This is a genomic window from Microbacterium sp. UBA7513 (assembly GCF_002478345.1).
Taxonomy (GTDB): Bacteria; Actinomycetota; Actinomycetes; order Actinomycetales; family Microbacteriaceae; genus Microbacterium.
This window is the reverse complement of record NZ_DLNJ01000035.1, coordinates 1-21,097: the sequence shown is the minus strand read 5'-3', so window position 1 is coordinate 21,097 and position 21,097 is coordinate 1. Positions and strand designations below refer to the sequence as shown.

Sequence of the window (21,097 nt, the reverse complement as noted above, 5' to 3'; positions counted from 1 at the left end):
CCGCGATCGCCTGTGTCCCCGCCGGATACCCTGTCGAGATGGATCAGGCCGAGCGCGTCGAGCGCTTCCTCGTGGAGCGGTATCCGCGCGCACGCACCGCGATCGTCGCCGGGAGCACGGCCCGCGACGAGCGCACGCACACGAGCGACATCGACCTCCTGCTCATCGACGACGACCTCTTCGCCGACGACGCCCAGGCGAGCGAGGCCGCCACCTTCGAGTTCGAGGGCGAGATCTTCGAGGTGTTCGCCTACACGGCGGCAGGGTTCGAGACATGGGCGAACCGCGGCGTCGCACAGCACCGACCTGTCATCGTGCACATGCTCGTGGAGGGCGTGCCTGTGCGCTCCGGGCCTGGGCTCGACGACCTGCGGGCCCGGTGGGGCGCCGTGCTCGCCGCCGGCCCCACAGTGGAAGACCGCGAGTCACGGTTCCGGCGGTACGTGATCACCGATCTCCTCGACGACCTGGGCGACGCGACGGATCCTCTCGAACAGCGCGTGGTCGCAGGCCTGCTGTTCGAGCGCATGGCAGAGCTGATGCTGCTGGCCGACGGGCAGTGGATCGGCTCCGGCAAGTGGCTCCCGCGACGTCTGCGCGCGTGGAGTCCCGAGCGCACGGAGCAGCTCAGCGCTCCATTGCTCGCCGGAGACATCCCGGGGTTCGCGGCGCGGGTCGGCGAGGAACTGGAACTCGCAGGGGGTCGGGTGCAGGCGGGGTTCGAGCGCTGACCACGTCGCGGGAACAGGCAGTCACGCGACAACAGACGGCACCGGCGACTGGCGCCTGTTCTCGCGCGAGCGCCTGAGGCGGGTGAGGGTTCAGGCGGCGGGAGTCGCGGTCGTCGTCATCACGAGGAGCTGCGGGTCGGACAGATCCAGGGTCACCGTGATGGCGGCGAACTCCGCGAGGGAACGGACGTGGGTGCCGCCACAGAGGATCACGGCTTCACCCTCGGGGAGGTCGCAGTGCCAGTGCCGCCGGTCGACGATGGTCGGTCCGTCCACCTCGATGCGGCTCGCGGCAGCGGAGGCGACCCACGCGGCGAGCTGCGCGTTGATGCGCTGCTCACGGTCCGTCAGCGTGGCCGCGAATGTCTCGGTGTCGAAGCCCGCGCGGCGCAGGCTCTTGCCGAGCCGGTACTCGTCGACCGCACCGTCCTCGTGGATGCGGCTGGACTGGTTCGCGCGTCCCTCGAAGTCCGGGTTTCCCAGCGCATCCTCCCCCGGGTCCTTGCGCCAGAGGTCGGCGACCGCGAGATCCAGGGCGAGGGAGGCGAGGTGGCACGCGGTGTGACCGCGGCTGAGACCGGCACGATGTGCCTCGTCGACCGAGAGCACCACGCGAGTCCCCCCTGCGAGCCACGCCGGCGCCGCGTCCTCCAGCCGGTGAGCGACCAGCCAGGTCCAGCCCTCGGTCCCGCGCTTGACAGGAATCGCGCTGCCCACGGCGAACTCGCCGCCGTCCGAGACCGCAGCCATGAGCGCCTCGGTCACGCGGACGGACCCGTCCTCGCCTGAGATCGCGCCGGCATCGCCGGGCTGATCGGGCCAGGTGTGATCGACGGGGTGGAACGGGGTGCCGTCGACGACGATCACCGTCCCGTCCGCGTCGTCCGTCACACGGGTCACGACGGCGTCTCCGCGGAGGCTGCCGTCCGGGAAGGTGACGATCGTGGGCGTGGGCATGGCGCTCCTCGGATCAGGCGGTGACGACCTGGGCGGTACCGAGCGGAGCGTCCGGTCCCATCTCGGCGGCGATGCGGTTCGCCTCCTCGATGAGCGTGGCGACGATGTCAGCCTCCGGGACGGTCTTGATGACCTCGCCCTTGACGAAGATCTGTCCCTTGCCGTTGCCCGATGCGACGCCGAGATCGGCCTCGCGCGCCTCGCCCGGACCGTTCACGACACAGCCCATGACCGCGACGCGCAGCGGCACCGTCATCTCCTTGAGCCCCTCGGTGACGTCTTCCGCGAGCGTGTACACGTCGACCTGCGCCCGACCGCACGAAGGGCACGAGACGATCTCGAGCTTGCGCTCCCGGAGGTTGAGGGACTGGAGGATCTGGTGACCGACCTTGACCTCCTCGGCAGGCGGGGCGGACAGCGACACGCGGATGGTGTCGCCGATGCCCTCCCCCAGCAGGATGCCGAAGGCGGTCGCGCTCTTGATCGTGCCCTGGAAGGCCGGGCCCGCCTCGGTCACGCCGAGGTGCAGCGGCCAGTCGCCCCGCTCGGCGAGCTGACGGTAGGCCTTGACCATGACGACCGGGTCGTTGTGCTTGACCGAGATCTTGAAGTCGTGGAAGTCGTGCTCCTCGAACAGTGACGCCTCCCAGACCGCGCTCTCGACCAGGGCCTCCGGCGTGGCCTTGCCGTACTTCTCGAGCAGGCGACGGTCGAGCGAGCCCGCGTTCACGCCGATGCGGAGCGAGACGCCCGCGTCCTTGGCGGCCTTCGCGATCTCACCGACCTGATCGTCGAACTTGCGAATGTTCCCCGGGTTGACGCGCACGGCCGCGCACCCGGCGTCGATCGCCTGGAAGACGTACTTCGGCTGGAAGTGGATGTCGGCGATGACCGGGATCTGGCTCTTCTTCGCGATGATGTGCAGCACATCGGCGTCGTCCTGCGAGGGAACGGCGACGCGCACGATCTCGCAGCCCGAGGCGGTGAGCTCCGCGATCTGCTGCAGCGTCCCGTTGATGTCGGTCGTCTTCGTCGTCGTCATCGACTGCACGCTGACGGGCGCATCGCCGCCGACGAGCACCTTGCCCACCTTGATCTGGCGGGACTTGCGACGCGGGGCGAGGACTTCGGGGACCTTCGGCATCCCAAGATTCACTGCTGGCACGATCCCAGCCTACGCCGCCAGGATGCAGAAGGGCTGGATGCGGGCGCTTACGCTGAGGACATGGCGGTCATCCTCCTCACCGGCTTCGATCCCTTCGACGGCGCAGCCCGCAATCCCTCGACGGAGGCCGTGGAGACAGTCGCCGCCGGATACGACGGCCCTCACGACCTGGTCGTCGCGACGCTGCCGGTGTCGTTCGCCCGATCGGCCGCGCTCCTGCGGGAGCGGATCGCCCAGCACTCCCCCGACGCGGTCGTGTGCACGGGCCTCGCCGGCGGAAGCGATCGGGTCGCGGTCGAGCGCGTCGGGCTGAACCTGATCGACGCGCGGATCCCCGACAACGACGGCGTGCAACCGGTGGACCAGCACAGCCATCCGGACGGTCCGGCCGCCCGATTCGCCACCCTCCCCGTGAAGCGCCTCGTGCGCCTGCTCGCCGATGCGGGTCTCCCCGCACGCCTCTCGCTCTCCGCGGGCTCGTACGTGTGCAACCACGTGCTGTACACGGCGCTCTCCGCCGTCCCCGCGCACGTGCCCGCCGGCTTCGTCCATCTGCCCTGGTCCCGCAGCACCGCGCCGGCCGGCGCTCCACACCTGGACGACGAGGAGATCGCGCGCGGCGTGCGCCTGCTCGTGGATCACTGCCTCGACGACGAGGAAGCGGGAACCGGCGGCTCTCTCTGGTGACGTCACGCCGCCCGGTCGGCAGGGCGGGGTGTGGTAGTTTCGCCCCAATGATCGCGCACATCACCTGGTGGCCCGCCTACTAGGCGGTGTGTTCGCGTTCCCTCGAATCCAGACCGCCTCCGGGGCGGTCTTTTCGTTGCGCCGAGCCGGAGCCCTCGCACAGGAGACATCGATGACCCTCTCTCGCCTCGACGAGCTCAGCGCCGATCCCACCGCGTCCTTCGTGCTGATCGCGCGGGACGGCACAGACACCGTGGAGCTGCTCACCGGCGACGTGACCGACGTCGAGCTGCTCGCCGACATCCCGCTGACCGTCGACGGAGAGCCGCGGGAGGTCTTCGCCCTCGTCCCGTATCGACAGGTCCGCGAGCGCGGCTTCGTGGCTCAGGACGACGGCGCCCCGCTGCGCTGTCTCGTCGTGGCGGAGCACCTCCACCTGCCGACCGCCGCCGTGCTCGACGCGCTCCCCTCTTCCCCTGTCCCCCTGCGTGACGAGGGCTTCGACATCGCCGACGAGGAGTACGCCGCGATCGTGGAGACGGTGATCGCCGATGAGATCGGCCGCGGCGAGGGCGCGAACTTCGTCATCCGCCGCGACTTCACCGCGACCGTCGACGCCGATGAGCGCACCGCGGCGCTCACCTGGTTCCGAGCGCTCCTCACTCACGAGCGCGGCGCCTACTGGACGTTCGCGGTCGTCACCCCCGGTCACATCGCGGTGGGCGCGAGCCCCGAGGCGCATGTCGTGGCCCGCGGCGGCGTCGTCACCATGAACCCCATCTCGGGCACCTTCCGGCATCCGGCGGGCGGCGCGACGAAGGAGACGCTCACCGACTTCCTCACGTCGACCAAGGAGACCGAGGAACTGTTCATGGTCGTCGACGAGGAGCTCAAGATGATGAGCGCCGTCTGCGCCGACGGCGGACGCATCACGGGCCCGCATCTGAAGGAGATGTCGCGGCTGACGCACACGGAGTACATGCTGCGCGGACGGAGCGGACTGGACCCGCGGGACATCCTCCGCGAGACGATGTTCGCCCCGACCGTGACCGGCTCGCCCATGCAGAACGCCTGTGCCGTGATCCGGCGGCACGAGCGCAAGCCCCGGGGGTACTACTCCGGGGTGGCCGCGCTGTTCACCCCCCACGGCGACGGCGGGCACGACCTCGACGCCCCGATCCTCATCCGCACGGTGTACCTGCAGGACGGCGCGCTGAGCGTGCCCGTCGGCGCCACCCTCGTCCGGCACTCGGACCCGCACGGCGAGGTCTCCGAGACGCACGGCAAGGCCGCGGGCGTGCTGGGAGCCATCGGCGCGATCGACCGGGACCGTGTGGCCGAGGCGCGGAGCGACGCCGACGCCCCCGGTGAGCCCCGGCGTCTCGCGGACGACCCGGACGTCGCCGCGCTCCTCTCCTCGCGCAACGCCCGCCTCGCCGAATTCTGGCTGAACCCGCAGGGCGAGGACTTCACGGGTCCGTTCTCCGGCCGCTCCGCCCTCGTGGTCGACGCCGAGGACCGCTTCACGACGATGCTCGCGCATCAGCTCCGCCATCTCGGGCTCGACGTGACGATCGCCTCCTGGGACACGGTCGACGACGAGGCGGTCGAGACGGCCGATCTCGTCGTCGCCGGCCCCGGCCCCGGCGACCCCCGAGACGACGCGAGCCCGCGCATCGCACGGATGCGGGAGGTGGTGGCGGCCCGCCTGCAGGCGCAGTCGCCGCTGCTCGCGGTGTGCCTGAGCCACCAGATCCTGGCGGACCGGATGGGGATCGCGCTGACGCCCCTCGACGCTCCGCACCAGGGGCTGCAGAAGGCCGTGCCGGTGTTCGGCGAGGACGCCTCGATCGGGTTCTACAACACCTTCACGGCGCGGGTCGACCCGGGAGTGACGACGGTGGGCGCGGCCGAGGTCTCCGCCGATCCGGTGACCGGAGACGTCTACGCGCTGCGCGGCGACGGCTTCGCCTCGGTGCAGGGTCACCTCGAATCGATCCTGTCCCGCGACGGCATCCGCACGCTGGAGCGCCTGGCGGCGCACGCCCTGCGCTGAGCGCGCTCCGGCCGCTCAGCCCAGGAGCTTGACCGGGTTGAACAGGTCGGCCACGAGCAGGAGCGCGCCCATCGCGATCAGCAGCGTCGCGACGACGACGGTCAGCGGCACGAGCTTGGTGGCGTCGACCGGCGTCGGCGGCGGCCGTCGGAAGAGCTTCGCCCACGCCCGCTTGACCCCCTCCCACAGCGCGACGACGATGTGTCCGCCGTCGAGCGGCAGCAGCGGGATGAGGTTGAAGACGAAGAGCGCGACGTTGAGCGAGCCGAGAAGGCCGAGCAGCACGGCGAAGCGGTTCAGCACCGGAGCGTCCGTCGCGGCCACCTCGCCCGCGAGGCGTCCGACGCCGACGACGCTCAGCGGACCGTTCGGATCGCGTTCGCCACCCGTCACCAGCGAGACCCCGACGTCCCACAGCCGCACCGGCAGCGTCACGATCAGCGAGCCGACCCGCGCGACGGTATCCGCCGCCAGCTGCGGGCCGGCGGTCAGCGGCTGCTGCACGTAGCCCATCTGCGCGATCATCCCCGCGTAGCCGACCTCCTTCACGACGGGCTCGCCGTCGTCGTCGAGCACCGGCTGCCCGCTCGCATCCGTGAGGGTGCGCTCCGCGGCGATGGGTGTGAGGGTGAGCGTCCGCTCGGTGCCGTCCCGGCGCACCACGAGGGCGAGGGGCTCGCCCGGTGAGGCCTGGACGATGGCGGTGGCCTCGGCGAAGGTCGACACCGGCTTCCCGTCGATGGACACGAGGACGTCGCCGGGCTGCACATCGGCCGCCGCGGCGGGTGACTCCGGATCGTCGGCCCCGCACTCGGTCGCCGTCGACGATGCGGGGACCACGCACTCGTTCACCGCCGCGACCGTCGTGGTGCCCTGCTGCACACCGATCCCGCTGACGAGGACGGTGAAGATGACCACGGCCAGCAGGAGATTCATGAGCGGTCCACCGAGCATCACGATCACGCGCTTCCACACCGGCAGCTTGTAGAAGACCCGGTCCTCCGCGCCCTCCGCGATCGTCTCGTCGTTGGCCGAGCGCGCGTCCTGGATGAGCGTGCGGAACGCCCCGGACGCCGGCCCGCTGTCCTTCGACGACGGATACATGCCCGACATCGAGATGAACCCGCCGAGGGGCAGCAGCTTGAAGCCGTACTCCGTCTCGCCGATCCGCTTCGACCACAGGCGCGGCCCGAAGCCGATCATGTACTGGCCGACACGCACGCCGAAGAGCTTGGCGGGGACGAGGTGGCCGACCTCGTGCAGACCGATCGAGAGGCCGAGGCCGATCAGCATGAACACGATGCCGCCCAGATAGAGCAGGAATTCCACAGGCCCACGCTACTGCCCGCCGCCTAGGAATCCGCCCGGCTCGCGCAGCGTCGCTAGGCTGGCACGATGACGTCCCGGCAGCTGCGCTTCCTCCGCGCCGCCGCCGTGTCCGCGATCGCCACACTCCTCGCGGCCGTCTCGCACACGCTCGCCGGCGGCGCCGCCCCGCACCCGCTGCTCATCGCCGCCGTCGCCGCGCTCTTCGTGCCCTTCTCCGCCGCCGTGGTCGGCGAGCGGTCGTCGCGCGCGCGGGTCGCGGTGGCCGTGATCCTGGCGCAGGGCGCGTTCCACCTGCTCTTCCAGCTTCTGGGTGCTCCCACCGCCGGAGACGCCCCCGGCCTCGGCGCCCACTCCCACCACCTCGACCTGAGCGCGCTCGGCCCGCTGTCACCGACCCCAGGGCCGGGAGCGCTGATGCTGTCGGCCCACCTCGCAGCCGCCCTGCTGACGACGGTGCTGCTGTGGCATGGCGAGAGCGTGCTGCGTACGATCGCCCGCTGGTTCCTGGCCGCTCTCCGACGCGGGACGGCACCCGCCACCACGCCTCCGGCACCCCCGCGTCCGCTGCGCTCCGCTCTTCTCCCTCCGCTCGACGTCGCGACGACCGCCGTGGTCTCGCGACGCGGTCCTCCGGTGCTCGTCGGCGGCTGAGCCGTCCCTCGATCCGGCCGTCCCCGTTCGACGGCCCTTTCTTCCGGGCTGCGCAGTTCCGGCGCGCCCGCACACGAGCATCTGGAGACCCTATGTCGAACACCACCATCCGTCCCCGTCGTCCGCGCCGCGCCTTCCTCGGAGCCACCGGCATCGTCGGCGGACTCGCCCTCGCCCTCGCCGTGCCCGCGATGGCCGGGGCGCACGTCAGCGTCAGCCCCGACGAGCTCGCCGCGGGCGACCACGGCGTGCTGACCTTCTCGTTCTCGCACGGCTGCGGCACCTCGCCCACCACGGCCCTGCGCATCACCATGCCGGACGGCCTCGCCTCGGTCGCCCCGACGCTCGACGGCGACTGGACGATCCAGGTCGAGCGCGGCGACGACGGTCTCGTGAGCGCCGTCACGTACACCGCCCTCACCCCGGTGCCGACTGACCTGCGCGGTGCCGTGAGCATGTCGGTGGGCCTGGACGAGGACACGCCCGAGTCGCTCGCCTTCCCGGTGGTCCAGCAGTGCGTGGACGGCGCGACCGAGTGGACGCAGCTCGCCGAGAAGGGTGAGGACCCCCACGACCTCGACTCGCCTGCGCCTGTCGTGACGGTCACGGACGGCGCCGCGGACGGTCACGGCTCGAGCGCCGCGCCGCAGCCCGCGACGGCGGACGACGGCGACGACGCGCTGGGCATCGCCCTGGGCGCCGGCGGCCTCCTCGCCGGTGTCGCGGCGCTCGTGGTCGCGGTGCTCGCGTTCCGCCGCCGCGCCTGATCCCCGGTCCGCCGCGCCCGACTCCGGCGCGCGGCGGACCGACCCGCCCGAGCTGACACCGCCGTCGTGAGAACATGGAGACGACATGTCGATGGAACAACAGCCGACCCTGCCCCCCGTGCTCCGCCCGGCGAACCCGCCCCGGCGCGAGCTGTCCGAACTCGCCTCGCTGTTCGCCCGCTCCGTGCGTGGCGACGTGGAGGGCGTCGCTCTCAGTGGCATCACCCTCGCCACGGCCGACCTGCGTCCCGGCGAGGCGTTCGTCGCGATCCGCGGCGTGAACCGCCACGGCGCGGACTTCGCGAAGACCGCCGCCGAGAAGGGAGCCGTCGCGGTCATCACGGACCAGGCGGGTGCCGACATCGCCGCGGACGCCGGTCTCCCGATCCTCATCGTCGACGATCCCCGCGGCGTGCTCGGCGCGCTGAGCGCCTGGGTGTACGGCACGGGCGCGGAGGATCCGCTCCCCCTCCTGTTCGCGACCACCGGAACGAACGGCAAGACGAGCGTCTCCCACCTCCTCGAGGGCATCCTCGACCAGATGGGCGTCGTCACCGGGCTCTCCTCCACCGCCGAACGGCACATCGCGGGTGAGGTCATCGTCTCGCGGCTCACCACCCCCGAGGCCTCCGAGATGCACGCCCTCCTCGCGCTCATGCGCGAGCGCGAGGTCGAGGCCGTCGCGGTCGAGGTCAGCGCCCAGGCCCTGTCCCGGCACCGCGTCGACGGCATCCGATTCGACGTCGCGGGGTTCACCAACCTCAGCCACGACCACCTCGACGACTACGCGGACATGGAGGAGTACTTCGAGGCGAAGCTGCCTCTCTTCCGCCCCGATCGTGCCGTGCGCGGCGTCGTCTGCCTCGACTCCTCCTCCGGCGCCCTGGTCGTCGAACGCTCCGAGATCCCCGTCGTCACCGTCGGGACACCCTCCATCGCGGCCGACGCCGACGCGGCGACGCAGGCCGACTGGGTGGTCGTCATCGACGACGAGCGGACGACCGGCACGACGTTCACGATGACGGGACCGGCCGGCACCCTCACCACGACGGTGCCGGTGATCGGTCCGCACATGGCGGCGAACGCGGCGCTCGCGATCGTCATGCTGCTCGAGGGCGGCTATGCGTGGGATCGCATCGTCGAAGCCCTGCAGCGTGACGGCGGCATCCACGCCTATCTGCCCGGCCGCACCCAGCTCGTCTCGGGCGCGCGAGGACCGGCGGTCTTCGTCGACTTCGGCCACTCGCCCGACGCCTTCGAGAAGACCCTGGCGGCCGTGCGACGGGTGACCCCCGGCAAGGTGCTCATGCTGTTCGGCGCCGACGGAGACCGGGACGCCAGCAAGCGCTTCGACATGGCCCGCACCGCGGTGGAGGGCAGCGACATCCTCGTCGTGACCGATCATCACCCGCGGTTCGAGGACCCGGCGTCGATCCGCGCGACCCTCGTCGAGGGCGCGCGTCGCGCCCGGCCTGACGCCGAGATCCACGAGTACTCCCCGCCGGAGGCCGCGATCGTGGCCGCCGTCGGACTCGTCGGCGACGGCGACGCGATCCTCTGGGCCGGCCCCGGGCACCAGGACTACCGCGACATCCGCGGGGTGCGGACGCCATACTCCGCCCGCGAGCTCTCCCGGCGTGCACTGAAGGCCGCCGGCTGGCCGGTGCCGGAGCCGCGCTGGCCCGTGCCGTACCCGGACGAGGACTGAGCCCGCGTCGCGTCAGGCGGCGGCGATGAGCTGATCGGCCTTCCGCCGCGCCCAGTCCTCCGCCGCTGCGAGCGACTCCACGGTCAGCGCATCCGGCGCGTCGTGCGCGTCCACGACGCGCTGGACGGTGTCGACGATGCCGAGGAACGGCAGGCGTCCCTCGTGGAACGCGTCCACGGCCTGCTCGTTGGCGGCGTTGTAGACCGCGGGGAACGTGCCTCCGACACGTCCGACCGCCTTCGCGAGCGCCACCGCGGGGAAGGCGGCGTCGTCGAGCGGCTCGAACGTCCACGACGTGGCGGTGGTCCAGTCCAACGGCCGACCGACCCCACCCACCCGGTGCGGCCAGTCCAGGCCCAGCGAGATCGGCAGCCGCATGTCCGGCGGAGAGGCCTGGGCGATGGTGGATCCGTCGATGAACTCCACCATGGAGTGCACGACCGACTGCGGGTGCACGACGACGTCGATGTCGTCGTAGGGCACGTCGAACAGCAGGTGCGCCTCGATGACCTCGAGGCCCTTGTTGACCAGCGTGGCGGAGTTCGTGGTGACCGTGCGTCCCATGTTCCACGTCGGGTGCGCGAGCGCATCCTGCGGCGTGACGGCGGTGAGCTCGTCGCGCGACTTCCCGCGGAAGGGCCCGCCTGAGGCCGTGACCACCAGCCGACGGATCTCGTCGTGTGTGCCGGAGCGCAGGGCCTGCGCGAGAGCGGAGTGCTCGGAGTCCACCGGCACGATCTGGCCGGGGGCTGCTGCGGCCAGCACGAGATCGCCGCCGACGATCAGCGACTCCTTGTTCGCCAGGGCGAGCGTCCGCCCCTCCTCCAGCGCAGCCAGCGTCGAGCCCAGACCGATCGAGCCGGTGATGGCGTTCAGCACCACATCGGCTTCGACGTCGCGGACCAGCTGCTCCGCCTCCGCCGCGCCGAGAGCGGTGTGCTCCACCTGGAACTGCGCCGCCTGTTCGGACACCATCGCGGCGTTCGACCCCGCGGCGAGACCGACGAGCTCGAAGCGTCGAGGGTTGGCGCGGATCACATCCAGCGCCTGGGTGCCGATGGAACCGGTGGAGCCGAGGATGATGACGCGACGCATGACGCCAGCCTAGGACACGTGTCTGCGCCGTCCGAGACGGCGGCTACTGCTGCGGCTGGACCGGAGTCGTCGCGAGGATGTCGACGACGAACACGAGGCTCTCGTCCTGCAGCTCGTGGCCCTCGCTCGCGCCGTAGCCGTCGGACGGCGGCATGACGACGAGAACCTGCGAACCGACCTTCTGCCCCTCGAGCGCCTTCTGGAAGCCGGCGACGACCCCCGTGGTCTGGAACTGCGCCGGGGCGGCGTCACGGCTCCAGCTGGAGTCGAACTCCTCGCCGTCGGACCACTTCACGCCGAGGTACTGGACGACCACGAGGTCGCCGGACGCGACCGTCGCACCGTCGCCCTGCTTGAGGACGGAGACCTTCGTCTCGGCCGGCGCGTCGCCGTCCGGGATCGTGACGGTCGGCTTGCCGTCGTCGTCGAGCTCGACCTCGGGCATGCCGGCGGTCGGCTCGACCGGCTCACCCGTCGCGACCTCGGGGAGTCGGTCGACGGCCTCCGCGTAGACGACGATGTTGCTCTGGCCCTCACCGAGCGCGCTGCCGGGGATCGCGAGGACGACGCGGGATCCGACCGGCTCGCACTCCAGCGCGGCGACGAACAGCGACGACTGGTTCGGGTCGAGGAGCACGGGGAGCGTGCCGTCCTCGCCACGCGCCGAGGAGTCGACCACGTCGCCGCTGGCGGCATCGACGATCTGGTACTGGACGGAGACGAGGTCGTTCGCCGCGAGGTCGTCCCCGTCGCCCTCGGACACGACGGTCCGCTCGACGTTCGCGAACTCCGCATCGGCGGGAACCGTGATCTTGGCGTCGAGGCCTTCGCCGTCGACCTCGATGGCGTCCGAGGTGTCGCCGGCCTTCGCGTTCACGAGGCACTGGCTCGACCCGGAGGCGTCCGGAGAGGAGGTGCTCTGCGGATCGCCGTTCCCGGAGCAGCCCGCCAGCAGCAGGGTCGCCGCAGCGACGGTGGACAGGACGAGCAGCGGACGGGTGCGCACAGAAAGACCTCACGATCGCGGGCGGGAGCTTCCATCCTGCCTCATCGCCCTTTGCTCGCGCTGGGAAGCGGCGGCGCGAGTCTTCATTCCCACGTCGGCATGGATCCGGGAGTAGCCTGCTCTGATGAGCTCTGAGCAGTCCGTGGACCCCGAAACCCCCTCAGAGGATTCCCCGAAGCCCCGGCACGCCGGCTTCACCTACGCCCTAGGCCGCAGCCTCATCGCCCCGCTCGCCCGGCTCGTCTACCGGCCGCACATCGAAGGACGCGAACACGTCCCCACCACCGGCCCGGTGATCTTCGCCAGCAACCACCTGTCGTTCATCGACTCCATCGCCATCCCCGTGGCGGCCCCGCGTCCCGTGCATTTCCTCGCCAAGTCGAGCTACTTCGAGGGCACCGGCCTGAAGGGCTGGGCCTCCAAGACGTTCTTCGAGTCGATCGGTGCGATCCCGGTCCGCCGCGGCGCCGGCCAGGCGGCTCTCGACGCCCTCGACCTGCAGCGTCAGCTCCTCGACGAGGGCCTCGCCGTCGCGCTGTACCCCGAGGGCACCCGCTCCACCGACGGCCGGCTGTACAAGGGCCGCACGGGCGTGGCGTTCCTCGCCCTGCAGACAGGCGCCCCTGTCGTTCCTGTGGGACTCATCGGCACCGACAAGGTCATGCCGGTAGGAGCCACGATGCCCACGCTCTCCGAGCGGATCACCGTGCGTTTCGGGGAGCCCCTGGATCTGTCCCCGCACGGACCGGCCACGAGCGGTCGCGCACGCCGACTCGCGACCGACGAGATCATGTCCGCGATCCATGCCCTCTCCGGACAGGAGCTCGCGGGCACCTACAACGAGGCGCCCGCACAGAACACGATCGAGAAGATCAAGCAGGCGCTCCCGCACGAGCGCCGCTGAACGGTTCGCTCAGCCGGCGGCCGTCACCGTCGCCTCGTGCCGGACGGGGAAGTTGACCGAGTTGGCGATGAAGCACCACTCGTTCGCCTGGGCGTGCGCCCGCTCGGCCGCCTCGATCATTGACGCCTCGGCGACGACGACCTCCGGCCGCAGCAGCACCTCGACAAAGGACCCGCCGCCGGTGCCGTTCTCGCGCATCACGCCGCTCGCCGTGTCGCGGTAGGACACGACCACGACGCCGGCCGTCACGCACGCATGCAGATAGGACAGCAGGTGGCACTCGGAGAGGGAGGCCAGCAGGAGGTCCTCCGGGTTCCAGCGCGACGGGTCGCCACGGAAGGGCTTGTCGGACGACGCGAGCAGTTCCGGCTTCCCCTCGACCTCGATCGTGACATCACGGCGGTAGCCGCGATAGCCGCTCGTGCCGGTTCCGGTGTTGCCCGTCCAGGTGGAGGTGAGGGCGTACCGGTGCTCGCCGAGGGGCCGCGGAGTCGTCTGCTCTGGCATGATCCCAGTCTGTCAGGCGGCGCCGACACCCGGGCTCCGTCCTCGACGGAGGCGAGCCTCACCCGCCGGTAGAGTTGTCGGGTGCTGGAGACTCTCACCGTTCAGGATTCCGTCGAACTCGCCGTCGTGGAGCGGAGCGGCTTCATCGAGTCGCGTCACGCCGGGGCGGCCGTGGTGCTCTCCCCCGAAGGCGAGGTGGTCGCGCGGCACGGCAACACGGAGGCGCTGATCCTCCCGCGTTCCAGCCTCAAGCCGGTGCAGGCGGTCGCCTGTCTCACGGCGGGCGCCGTGCTCGAGGGCGAGCAGTTGGCTCTGTCCACAGCCAGCCATTCCGGAACCGACCGGCACGCCGAGGTCGTGCGCGAGATGCTCACCGCCGGCGGCCTCAACGAGGACGACCTCGCGTGTCCCCCGGCGTGGCCGAGCGACTCCGCGACCCGCGACGAGATGGTGCGCGAGCACGGCCAGGAGGCGCGCGTCCGGATGAACTGCTCCGGCAAGCACGCCGCCATGCTCCGCGCCTGCATCGCGACCGGTTGGCCGACCGACGGCTATCTCGACCCCGCGCACCCGCTCCAGGCCCACATCCGCGACGTCGTCGAGCGGCTGACCGGCGAGAAGATGGCCCACACCGCGATCGACGGCTGCGGCGCCCCGGTGTACGCTCTCACCCTCACGGGCCTGGCCCGCGCGATCCATCGCATCGGAACCGCTTCCGAGCGCTCCCCCTTCGCCCTGCACCGCGTGGCCGGTTCGCTGGTGAAGGCGGTCCGTGAGAACCCCTGGACCATCGACGGCCCCGGGCGCCCCGACACCATCGCGATCGAACGCCTCGGCGTCTTCGCCAAGGGCGGCGCGGAGGGCGTCATGGTGATGGTGGCTCCGAACGGGACGACGGTCGCGCTCAAGATGCTGGACGGCGGCGCTCGCGCGTCGACCATCGTCGCCGCGACTCTGCTGGCTCGCGCGGGCGGGCTCCGTGACGCTGAGGTGGCTGCCTTGAGTGATGCCCTGCCGCTCACGGTGCACGGAGGCGGAGCGAGCGTCGGCACCATCCGTCCGGGCGCAGGGATCTGACCAGACCGCCTCGAACGCTGCCGCGGCCGACGGAGGGGTCACCGACGCCCCAGCGCCGGAAGGACAACCCGTCGTGGCGGGCGGTCCCCGATCACGGACCAGGCGCGCCCGGCGTCCGGCCGCGCGTAGGGCGGCAGAGCTCGGACGCCGACGAGCTGACGGAGCTCGCTCGGCCGCTCGGCGCGGATGAGCACTTCCCCGCGCGAGCGCACCTGCTGCCATAAGGCCACGTGACGCTGCCAGGTCTCCGCATCCGCCACCAGCACGAGTGGCTTCCCTGTCCCGCATACCTCCGGACCCACCCCACGCACGTCCCACTCCGGGTGTGCCGTCTTCAGCGCAGCGACGACGGCCGGCGCGCCGGGGGTGACCAACGCTGCCATCTCCGTCTGCGGCACCCACGCGGCGGTGCTTCGCCCCGGCACGCCGCTGCGGCGGAGCGCGCCGGAGGCCTCCACCCAGGCGAACTGCATCTCTCGATCGCCGAGCATGGCCCGCCCCGCCGGACGGTCGCGCCGGAAGTGCGCCACCTCACCGCCCGCCGCGATATGCTCCACGCGTGTCGGCATCCGCAGGAGAGCGCGCCGCGGAAGCGCCTCCAGCACCCGTGCCAGCGGACCCGTCATCCGGCCTGCCGTGAGCACCCAGGTGGTGCCGGTCGCTGAGCGCACCAGCTGCTCCCAACGCTGGACGAACTCGTGGCCGACCTCGAGCGGGAGGACCGCGTGGAGCTGGTCGAGATCGTCGGCGAGTAGGAGGTCGGGTGGTGCCACCTCGCCCTCGGCCCACGCGGCGAGCAGGTCCACCGCCGCCTCGGGGTCGTCGGGGAACCATGTGCTGTCCGGATGCTGCGCCGCGATCACCCGCAAGACCGTCGTCCTTCCCGTTCCCGGGGCGCCCAGGACGACCAGGCCACGTTCACGGCCAGGGCGCAGGAGTTCGAGCGGCTGCTTCTGGTGCTCGGGGTCGTCGGCACGCCCGAGCACGACTCGGGAGTCGGCGCCGGACAGCCCCGCGGACCCTGCGTGCTCGATCAGCGTGGGGAGCGGCAGGCGTACCGGGAGAGCAGGCTGCCAGGGCGGTGGGCATGCCTGCGCTCCGGCCCATCGCTTCCCGATGCCTCGGATGACGTCGTCGTCGGTGAGGGCGATGCGCACTGCCAGCGGCGCGTCGTCCTGCGGACGTCGTAGCAGCGCGCGACCTCGGCCGTCCGGTCCGCCGGGAAGCTCGGCCGCGCCGGAGGTGCCGAGCATGGCCCTGCTGTCGGCGGCTTCGGCGACGCGCAGACTCAACCGCAGCGGACAGTTCGTGGCGAGGGCATCGCGGATGACCCCGGCGGCACGCTGAGTGCCGAGGACCAGGTGCATCCCCAGGGCTCTGCCCCGCGCCGCGACGTCGGTGAACACCGCGGCCAGCTCCGCATGCTCCTGCAGCAGCGCGGCGAACTCGTCGACGACGATCAGGAGCCGCGGAAGATCGGTCTCCTGCACGTCGCGCGCCCGCGCCGCAGCGAGCGCGCTCTCGCGGCGACGCATCTCCGCGGCTAGGCTCGCGACGCCACGCCGTGCCTCCGTCTCGTCGAGGTCCGTGAGAACGCCGACGACCTGCGGCAGGTCCCGCAGGCGCTCGAAGGCGGTTCCCCCTTTGAAATCCGCAAGGAGGAAGTTCACCCGGTCCGGGCCGCACCCGGCGCAGATAGCCGCGACCCAGGTGACGAGGAGTTCACTCTTCCCCGTGCCCGTCATCCCCGTGACGATCGCGTGCGGACCGTCGTCGACGATGTCGGCGGTCATCGGCTCACCGTGCGCTCCGCGACCGAGGGCGACGAGGAGACCCGTGCCCATCGGCGGTTGCGGCAGCTCTCGCAGCACCACCACTGACGCCTCCGCCCGAGCCGCGTCCGCCTGCCCGCCGCACAGCTCCGCGACCGCCTCCGCCTGCGCGGACGACAGGAACTCGACGTCGAGCTCGACGACGCCGTCCGGAGTGCGCAGCACCGCCGCACCGGGTTCCTCGATGTCGAGCACGGTCGTGATCCCCTCCGGCACGTCGCTGCCGGCCGGCAGGACCCAGATCACCGCGTCAGCACTCGGCTCCGACGATGCCTCGGCAGCGAGAGCGAGGCGGAACCCACCGCGTCGCGCCCGCTGCACGTGCGGAAACGCCGCCGCGGCCGGCTCGCCCACGTCGGGGCCGACGACGAGAGAGAGCACACTTGGCGAGAAGCGCAGGCAGAGCTGGACGACGAAGCCGCGTGCCGCGGCCTGTACGAGAGGAATGGGCCCGCGAAGACACACCCCTCGTCCGAGGGGGACGACCTGAGGCACGTCATCCAGCACGCCGCATCGACGGCGGAAGTCGTCGGCGCGTTCGTCGTCTCCGCCCTCGCAGCGCACGGTGCTGACCCGGGACCCGCGTCCCACGACGAGCGAGGTGTCTTCGCCCGGCGGCCGCGCATCGCGCAGCGGGCGATCCCGCACACAGGAGGCGGCGTCCGGATGGCGTCGTTCCTCCTGCGCCCGCTCGCGTGCATGGCGACGCTGCAGTTCCGCCTCGAGCTCGCTCCAAGCGGCGCTCACCCGGTCGGCATCGAGCCGTCGCTCCCGCCGTCGGCCGCGGGCCGAGTCGACGAGAGAGGCTCCCAGCATCAGCGGCCCCAGCGCTGCGAACCACAGTGCATGCACGGCGCCGGTCGTGCCCCAGAGAGCCAGGCCCACGCCCACCGGGACGATGGCGGCGACGAGGGGGAGCGCGCGGCGCCGGGCGGGCGGTATCGCGGACGGGAGGAGCAGAGGCGAGGAGTCCATGACTCCAGTGGAGCTCATCCTTCGGGCGGCTACGGCCCTTCCACAGGGTGCGGAGCGCTACTCCCCCGACTCCGCTGATGGGGAGGAGGAGTCGTCGGGGTCGTCGACCTGCAGGACGATCACCGTGACGTTGTCACGGCCGCCGTTGTCGAGTGCCGCGGCGAGCATCGCATCGACGCTCTCGGCCGGGTCGGCGTGGGCCCGGAGGAAGTGCTGGATGCCATAGTCCGTGAGCTCTTTCGTGAGACCGTCGGAGCAGATGACGAACCGGTCTCCCGGGCGCACGTCGATGGTGATGTAGTCCGGCGCCGTGAGCTCACTCGCGCCCACTGCACGGGTGATCACATTGCTGTAGGGGTGTCCCTCGGCCTCTTCCGGGCTGAGCTTGCCGGCGGCGATGAGCTCCTGCACGACGGAGTGATCGGTCGTGACCTGCAGGAGTCGATCGTCGCGCAGGAGATAGACGCGGGAATCGCCGATGTTCAGCGCCACCCAGTGTGGTTCGCCGTCGTGCTCTTCCAGGTACACACCGGTGAGCGTGGTGCCCGTGCCCTCATCGGTGGTGTCGGGGTGCCCGGCGATGTCGTCCACGGCGAGAGCGAGCGCCTTCTCGATCGAGGACGGAGAGACCTCGTCGGCGTCCACCACCGCGCGCAGTCGGGTGACCGTGCTCTGGCTGGCGATCTCGCCACCGGCGTGGCCGCCCATGCCGTCCGCGACGATGAACAGCGGGTACTCGGCGAGCAGAGCATCCTGATTGGTCTCTCGGCGCCGCCCCTGGTCGGTCACCCCGGCCCAGGACAGCAGCAACGGACGATGCGCAACCGTGACGGTGTGCGTCTTGGTCTCAGCCACGAACTGCCTCCGATGGACCTGCGGCGAATGGGGCGGGCGCAGGATACTCACACATCGTAATGGAACTCGCTCTCCTGGTCCGCACCGGGGTCGCGGTGATCGGGGCGCGGAGCGAAGGGCGGAGCGTGAACGACCCTCCGGTGCGACGAGTTCATGCCTCCACGTTAGCGGCATGCCGGGACGCGCCGGGACCACGGACGCGAAGAACCCCCGGTCCGGAGACCAGGGGTTCTTCTTCTGTCGTCACGCAGGCGGCTGCGTGGGGTCGTTCGGCGTGGTCGGCGGAGCCGGAGGAGCCGCGGGCGGAGCCGCGGGCGGAGCCGGAGGCGTCGTGGGCGGAGCTGCGGGAGGTGCCGGAGGAGTGGTCGGCGGCACCGGAGGGACCGGCGCGCCCGTCGCCGGGGCGGCGGGAGCAGCCGGCGGCGCATAGCCGGGCGCAGCGGGCGGCGTGAACGCCTGTGTGGGCGGTGCATACCCCTGCGGCGGAGTGCCGTACCCCTGCGGAGCGCCGTAGCCCTGCTGCGGCGCGACCGCTGCCGGCTGGACGGGAACCCCGTCCCAGACCGTGCGGTCGCCGAGGAAAGCGTTGCCCGCCCAGGAAGCCGGCTGGATGTTGGGGTTCCAGCGCGACTTGTCGAAGGCGTTGATGCCGAGCCACACGATGGAGAGGAAGACGTAGAGGACCACCCAGACGGCGTCCTTCTGGAGCTTGAGGCCCACGCGCCACGCCGCGATGACCGAGAGCACCCCGAGGGCGAGCGAGAAGAGGAAGCCGATGCCGATCCAGCTCAGCAGGGCGGCACCCGCGATGCCGTAGAGGACGAGCCACGGGCTCAGATCGCCGAGCTTGAAGAAGATCATGGAGTTGTAGACCGGCACCCAGGCGCGCCAGTTCCCCTGCACCCCGGCCTTCTGGAAGATCTTCATGTAGAAGAGCGACACCAGGACGTATCCGGCGACCGCGATCAGCAGAATGACGAAGAAGTAGGCGAAGAGCAGGCCGAGATAGCCCGCTCCGTAGTCGTCGTAACCCATGAGGCTCACATTCTCTGGTCAGGGGAGACGGCTTTCGTCCCCCACCACGAGACTCCCCGCCTCGCATTGGACATGGTAGCGGTGCACCCAGGGGGCGGCAACGACCGCCGGAGGCGATTCGCCGGGCTCGAGTGACCGTCAGTCGGCGACGACCAGCTCGACCTCGCCGCCCACCGCACCGTTCCGGAGCACGAAGTCATGCGCCTGGGCCCACCGCTGCAGGGCGCGGAGCGAGCCCAGCCGCGGACGATCCTCCGCCAGCGCGCGCACGAGCAGCCCCTTGCTCTTCTTGTTGAAGTGGTTCAGGGCTCTCCCTTGCGCCGTGACGACCCGCACATACGCCGACGACACCGCGTCAGGCACGGGACCGAGCGCCGCGTACGCCTCGCTGCGCAGATCGAGGACGAACGCGGGGGCGTCGGCCGCGATCGCCGCCGTCGTCGGCTCGGCCCAGTGACGGCGGAGCGGCGCCATCCCGGGCACCGCCGTGCCGGCCGCGAGGCGATACGTCGGAATCGCGTCCAGAGCGGCGACGGGGCCGAACGGGGCGCTGTGGATCCACACATGGGCATCCAGCCAACGGCGGGAGGCAGCCGACAGCGACGCCGCGTCGAGGGCGTCGAACAGCACCCCGGTGTAGCGGTCCACCGCGGGCATCGTGGCCGAGGTCCGCAGGGCCCGGTTGTGCGCGACGTCTCCCCGCTGCCGCTCGCTGAGCTTGAGCACCCGCCGGGCGGCGTCCTCGTCGTCCGCGAGAGCGACGAGGGCATCGATCACGGCATCCCGTTGCGGAGCGAGATCGGGAAGCGCGAGCACCGACACGTCCAGGGGGCCGCCGTCACCGCCCTCGCGCTTGGTCTCGGACGGCGGGAGCAGGATCTTCATGGGACCTCGGGGAAAAGAGACGCGTCCGCCTCGGCACCCGGGCGGGTGTCGAGGCGGACGCGATGTACAGGACTGTCAGGAGATGAGTGCCGCGTTGCCGGCCACGATCGTCAGGACGTCGCCCTCCATCGAGAGGAATCCGTCCTGCGCGTTCGCCAGCACCTTGGCGCCATCCGTCTGGGTGATCCGGACCTGGCCCTCGGCGAGGATGGCCAGCACCGGCTCGTGACCGGACATGAAGCCGATCTCGCCCTCGACGGTCTTGGCGACCACGAGGCTCGCCTCTCCCGTCCAGACCTCCGCGTCGGCGGAGACGAGGCTGACGTGCAGCGCCATGGTCAGGCGTTCTCCTTCTGGATCTGCGCCCAGCGCTCCTCCACGTCGGAGATGCCACCGACGTTGAAGAAGGCCTGCTCGGCGACGTGGTCGAAGTCACCGCGGGTGATCGCATCGAACGACTCGATGGTCTCCTTCAGCGGCACGGTCGAACCCTCGACGCCCGTGAACTTCTTCGCCATGTAGGTGTTCTGCGAGAGGAACTGCTGGATGCGGCGTGCACGCGACACGACGATCTTGTCTTCCTCGGAGAGCTCGTCGACACCGAGGATGGCGATGATCTCCTGCAGCTCCTTGTTCTTCTGGAGGATCTGCTTGACCGTGGTGGCCACGCGGTAGTGGTCCTCGCCCAAGTAGCGGGGATCCATGATGCGCGACGTCGAGGTCAGCGGGTCGATGGCCGGGTACAGACCCTTCGACGCGATCTCACGCGAGAGCTCGGTCGTCGCGTCGAGGTGCGCGAAGGTGGTGGCCGGAGCCGGGTCGGTGTAGTCATCGGCCGGCACGTAGATCGCCTGCAGCGAGGTGATCGAGTGACC

19 protein-coding genes and 1 pseudogene are annotated in these 21,097 nt (G+C 71.1%); 8 read left to right on the top strand and 12 right to left on the bottom strand.

Annotated features, from left to right (window positions below; translation table 11 throughout):
- Window positions 1–38 precede the first annotated feature (38 nt).
- Window positions 39–731 (top strand): nucleotidyltransferase domain-containing protein, encoded by a 693-nt coding sequence (locus tag B2W79_RS16685; RefSeq protein WP_292791501.1) that lies wholly within the window; start codon window positions 39–41, stop codon window positions 729–731.
- Between the two features lie 90 nt (window positions 732–821).
- On the opposite strand, the gene B2W79_RS16680 is transcribed toward B2W79_RS16685, so the two are convergent.
- Window positions 822–1,688 (bottom strand): hypothetical protein, encoded by an 867-nt coding sequence (locus B2W79_RS16680; RefSeq protein ID WP_292791498.1) that lies wholly within the window; start codon window positions 1,686–1,688, stop codon window positions 822–824.
- A 13-nt stretch (window positions 1,689–1,701) separates the two neighbouring features.
- Window positions 1,702–2,832, bottom strand: a complete 1,131-nt coding sequence (gene ispG / locus B2W79_RS16675) for a flavodoxin-dependent (E)-4-hydroxy-3-methylbut-2-enyl-diphosphate synthase (RefSeq protein WP_025103167.1) — start codon at window positions 2,830–2,832, stop codon at window positions 1,702–1,704.
- 81 nt (window positions 2,833–2,913) lie between these two features.
- On the opposite strand from ispG, the gene B2W79_RS16670 reads away from it, so the two are divergent.
- On the top strand, window positions 2,914–3,540 hold the full coding sequence (locus tag B2W79_RS16670) for a hypothetical protein (protein ID WP_083391684.1): 627 nt from the start codon (window positions 2,914–2,916) through the stop codon (window positions 3,538–3,540).
- Between the two features lie 172 nt (window positions 3,541–3,712).
- The gene (locus tag B2W79_RS16665) at window positions 3,713–5,596 is read left to right on the top strand and encodes a chorismate-binding protein (RefSeq protein ID WP_071328384.1); all 1,884 of its coding nucleotides are present in this window, start codon (window positions 3,713–3,715) and stop codon (window positions 5,594–5,596) included.
- Between the two features lie 15 nt (window positions 5,597–5,611).
- On the opposite strand, the gene B2W79_RS16660 is transcribed toward B2W79_RS16665, so the two are convergent.
- Window positions 5,612–6,925, bottom strand: coding sequence for a M50 family metallopeptidase (locus B2W79_RS16660; RefSeq protein ID WP_143049256.1), 1,314 nt, complete (start codon window positions 6,923–6,925; stop codon window positions 5,612–5,614).
- Between the two features lie 66 nt (window positions 6,926–6,991).
- On the opposite strand from B2W79_RS16660, the gene B2W79_RS16655 reads away from it, so the two are divergent.
- The 3 genes from B2W79_RS16655 (at window position 6,992) to B2W79_RS16645 (ending at window position 10,051) form a co-directional block, all read left to right on the top strand.
- The gene (locus B2W79_RS16655) at window positions 6,992–7,576 is read left to right on the top strand and encodes a hypothetical protein (RefSeq protein ID WP_071328383.1); all 585 of its coding nucleotides are present in this window, start codon (window positions 6,992–6,994) and stop codon (window positions 7,574–7,576) included.
- 92 nt (window positions 7,577–7,668) lie between these two features.
- Entirely contained in the window at window positions 7,669–8,343 is a 675-nt protein-coding gene (locus B2W79_RS16650; RefSeq protein WP_071328382.1) for a YcnI family protein, read from the top strand.
- 91 nt (window positions 8,344–8,434) lie between these two features.
- Window positions 8,435–10,051 carry a Mur ligase family protein gene (locus B2W79_RS16645; RefSeq protein WP_071328740.1) on the top strand — a complete coding sequence of 539 codons (1,617 nt, stop codon included), beginning with the start codon at window positions 8,435–8,437 and terminating at the stop codon, window positions 10,049–10,051.
- A gap of 12 nt (window positions 10,052–10,063) precedes the next feature.
- Here the strand turns inward: B2W79_RS16645 and dxr are convergent, their stop codons facing one another.
- Window positions 10,064–11,146 carry a 1-deoxy-D-xylulose-5-phosphate reductoisomerase gene (gene dxr, locus B2W79_RS16640; protein WP_071328381.1) on the bottom strand — a complete coding sequence of 361 codons (1,083 nt, stop codon included), beginning with the start codon at window positions 11,144–11,146 and terminating at the stop codon, window positions 10,064–10,066.
- A 43-nt stretch (window positions 11,147–11,189) separates the two neighbouring features.
- The gene (locus B2W79_RS16635) at window positions 11,190–12,152 is read right to left on the bottom strand and encodes an FKBP-type peptidyl-prolyl cis-trans isomerase (protein ID WP_071328380.1); all 963 of its coding nucleotides are present in this window, start codon (window positions 12,150–12,152) and stop codon (window positions 11,190–11,192) included.
- A 124-nt stretch (window positions 12,153–12,276) separates the two neighbouring features.
- On the opposite strand from B2W79_RS16635, the gene B2W79_RS16630 reads away from it, so the two are divergent.
- Window positions 12,277–13,056, top strand: coding sequence for a lysophospholipid acyltransferase family protein (locus B2W79_RS16630; RefSeq protein ID WP_292791488.1), 780 nt, complete (start codon window positions 12,277–12,279; stop codon window positions 13,054–13,056).
- Between the two features lie 9 nt (window positions 13,057–13,065).
- On the opposite strand, the gene B2W79_RS16625 is transcribed toward B2W79_RS16630, so the two are convergent.
- The gene (locus B2W79_RS16625; protein ID WP_292791485.1) at window positions 13,066–13,563 is read right to left on the bottom strand and encodes an OsmC family protein; all 498 of its coding nucleotides are present in this window, start codon (window positions 13,561–13,563) and stop codon (window positions 13,066–13,068) included.
- 81 nt (window positions 13,564–13,644) lie between these two features.
- Here B2W79_RS16625 and B2W79_RS16620 point away from each other — a divergent pair, with 81 nt between their 5' ends.
- Complete coding sequence (locus tag B2W79_RS16620) at window positions 13,645–14,640, top strand: asparaginase (protein WP_071328377.1); 996 nt, start codon at window positions 13,645–13,647, stop codon at window positions 14,638–14,640.
- 38 nt (window positions 14,641–14,678) lie between these two features.
- Here the strand turns inward: B2W79_RS16620 and B2W79_RS16615 are convergent, their stop codons facing one another.
- From B2W79_RS16615 to B2W79_RS16590, 6 genes and pseudogenes are all read right to left on the bottom strand, one after another.
- Window positions 14,679–17,447, bottom strand: coding sequence for an FtsK/SpoIIIE domain-containing protein (locus B2W79_RS16615; protein WP_292791482.1), 2,769 nt, complete (start codon window positions 17,445–17,447; stop codon window positions 14,679–14,681).
- Window positions 17,448–17,504: 57 nt separating this feature from the next.
- On the bottom strand, window positions 17,505–18,302 hold the full coding sequence (locus B2W79_RS16610; RefSeq protein WP_071328375.1) for a PP2C family protein-serine/threonine phosphatase: 798 nt from the start codon (window positions 18,300–18,302) through the stop codon (window positions 17,505–17,507).
- 243 nt (window positions 18,303–18,545) lie between these two features.
- Entirely contained in the window at window positions 18,546–19,337 is a 792-nt protein-coding gene (locus B2W79_RS16605; protein ID WP_071328374.1) for a hypothetical protein, read from the bottom strand.
- 138 nt (window positions 19,338–19,475) lie between these two features.
- Window positions 19,476–20,222, bottom strand: coding sequence for a YaaA family protein (locus B2W79_RS16600; RefSeq protein ID WP_071328373.1), 747 nt, complete (start codon window positions 20,220–20,222; stop codon window positions 19,476–19,478).
- Between the two features lie 75 nt (window positions 20,223–20,297).
- A complete protein-coding gene (locus B2W79_RS16595; protein WP_025103153.1) occupies window positions 20,298–20,558 on the bottom strand; it encodes a F0F1 ATP synthase subunit epsilon in 261 nt (86 codons plus the stop codon).
- 2 nt (window positions 20,559–20,560) lie between these two features.
- A pseudogene (locus tag B2W79_RS16590) lies at window positions 20,561–21,097 on the bottom strand (F0F1 ATP synthase subunit beta); the annotation flags it as partial.

Excerpts from the sequence above, each read along its gene's own strand:
- B2W79_RS16685 (WP_292791501.1), top strand. The coding sequence starts at position 39 with ATGGATCAGGCCGAGCGCGTCGAGCGCTTCCTCGTGGAGCGGTATCCG.
- B2W79_RS16680 (WP_292791498.1), bottom strand. The coding sequence starts at position 1,688 with ATGCCCACGCCCACGATCGTCACCTTCCCGGACGGCAGCCTCCGCGGA.
- ispG (WP_025103167.1), bottom strand. The coding sequence starts at position 2,832 with ATGCCGAAGGTCCCCGAAGTCCTCGCCCCGCGTCGCAAGTCCCGCCAG.
- B2W79_RS16670 (WP_083391684.1), top strand. The coding sequence starts at position 2,914 with ATGGCGGTCATCCTCCTCACCGGCTTCGATCCCTTCGACGGCGCAGCC.
- B2W79_RS16665 (WP_071328384.1), top strand. The coding sequence starts at position 3,713 with ATGACCCTCTCTCGCCTCGACGAGCTCAGCGCCGATCCCACCGCGTCC.
- B2W79_RS16655 (WP_071328383.1), top strand. The coding sequence starts at position 6,992 with ATGACGTCCCGGCAGCTGCGCTTCCTCCGCGCCGCCGCCGTGTCCGCG.
- B2W79_RS16650 (WP_071328382.1), top strand. The coding sequence starts at position 7,669 with ATGTCGAACACCACCATCCGTCCCCGTCGTCCGCGCCGCGCCTTCCTC.
- B2W79_RS16645 (WP_071328740.1), top strand. The coding sequence starts at position 8,435 with ATGGAACAACAGCCGACCCTGCCCCCCGTGCTCCGCCCGGCGAACCCG.
- dxr (WP_071328381.1), bottom strand. The coding sequence starts at position 11,146 with ATGCGTCGCGTCATCATCCTCGGCTCCACCGGTTCCATCGGCACCCAG.
- B2W79_RS16630 (WP_292791488.1), top strand. The coding sequence starts at position 12,277 with ATGAGCTCTGAGCAGTCCGTGGACCCCGAAACCCCCTCAGAGGATTCC.
- B2W79_RS16625 (WP_292791485.1), bottom strand. The coding sequence starts at position 13,563 with ATGCCAGAGCAGACGACTCCGCGGCCCCTCGGCGAGCACCGGTACGCC.
- B2W79_RS16615 (WP_292791482.1), bottom strand. The coding sequence starts at position 17,447 with ATGGACTCCTCGCCTCTGCTCCTCCCGTCCGCGATACCGCCCGCCCGG.
- B2W79_RS16605 (WP_071328374.1), bottom strand. The coding sequence starts at position 19,337 with ATGGGTTACGACGACTACGGAGCGGGCTATCTCGGCCTGCTCTTCGCC.
- B2W79_RS16600 (WP_071328373.1), bottom strand. The coding sequence starts at position 20,222 with ATGAAGATCCTGCTCCCGCCGTCCGAGACCAAGCGCGAGGGCGGTGAC.
- B2W79_RS16595 (WP_025103153.1), bottom strand. The coding sequence starts at position 20,558 with ATGGCGCTGCACGTCAGCCTCGTCTCCGCCGACGCGGAGGTCTGGACG.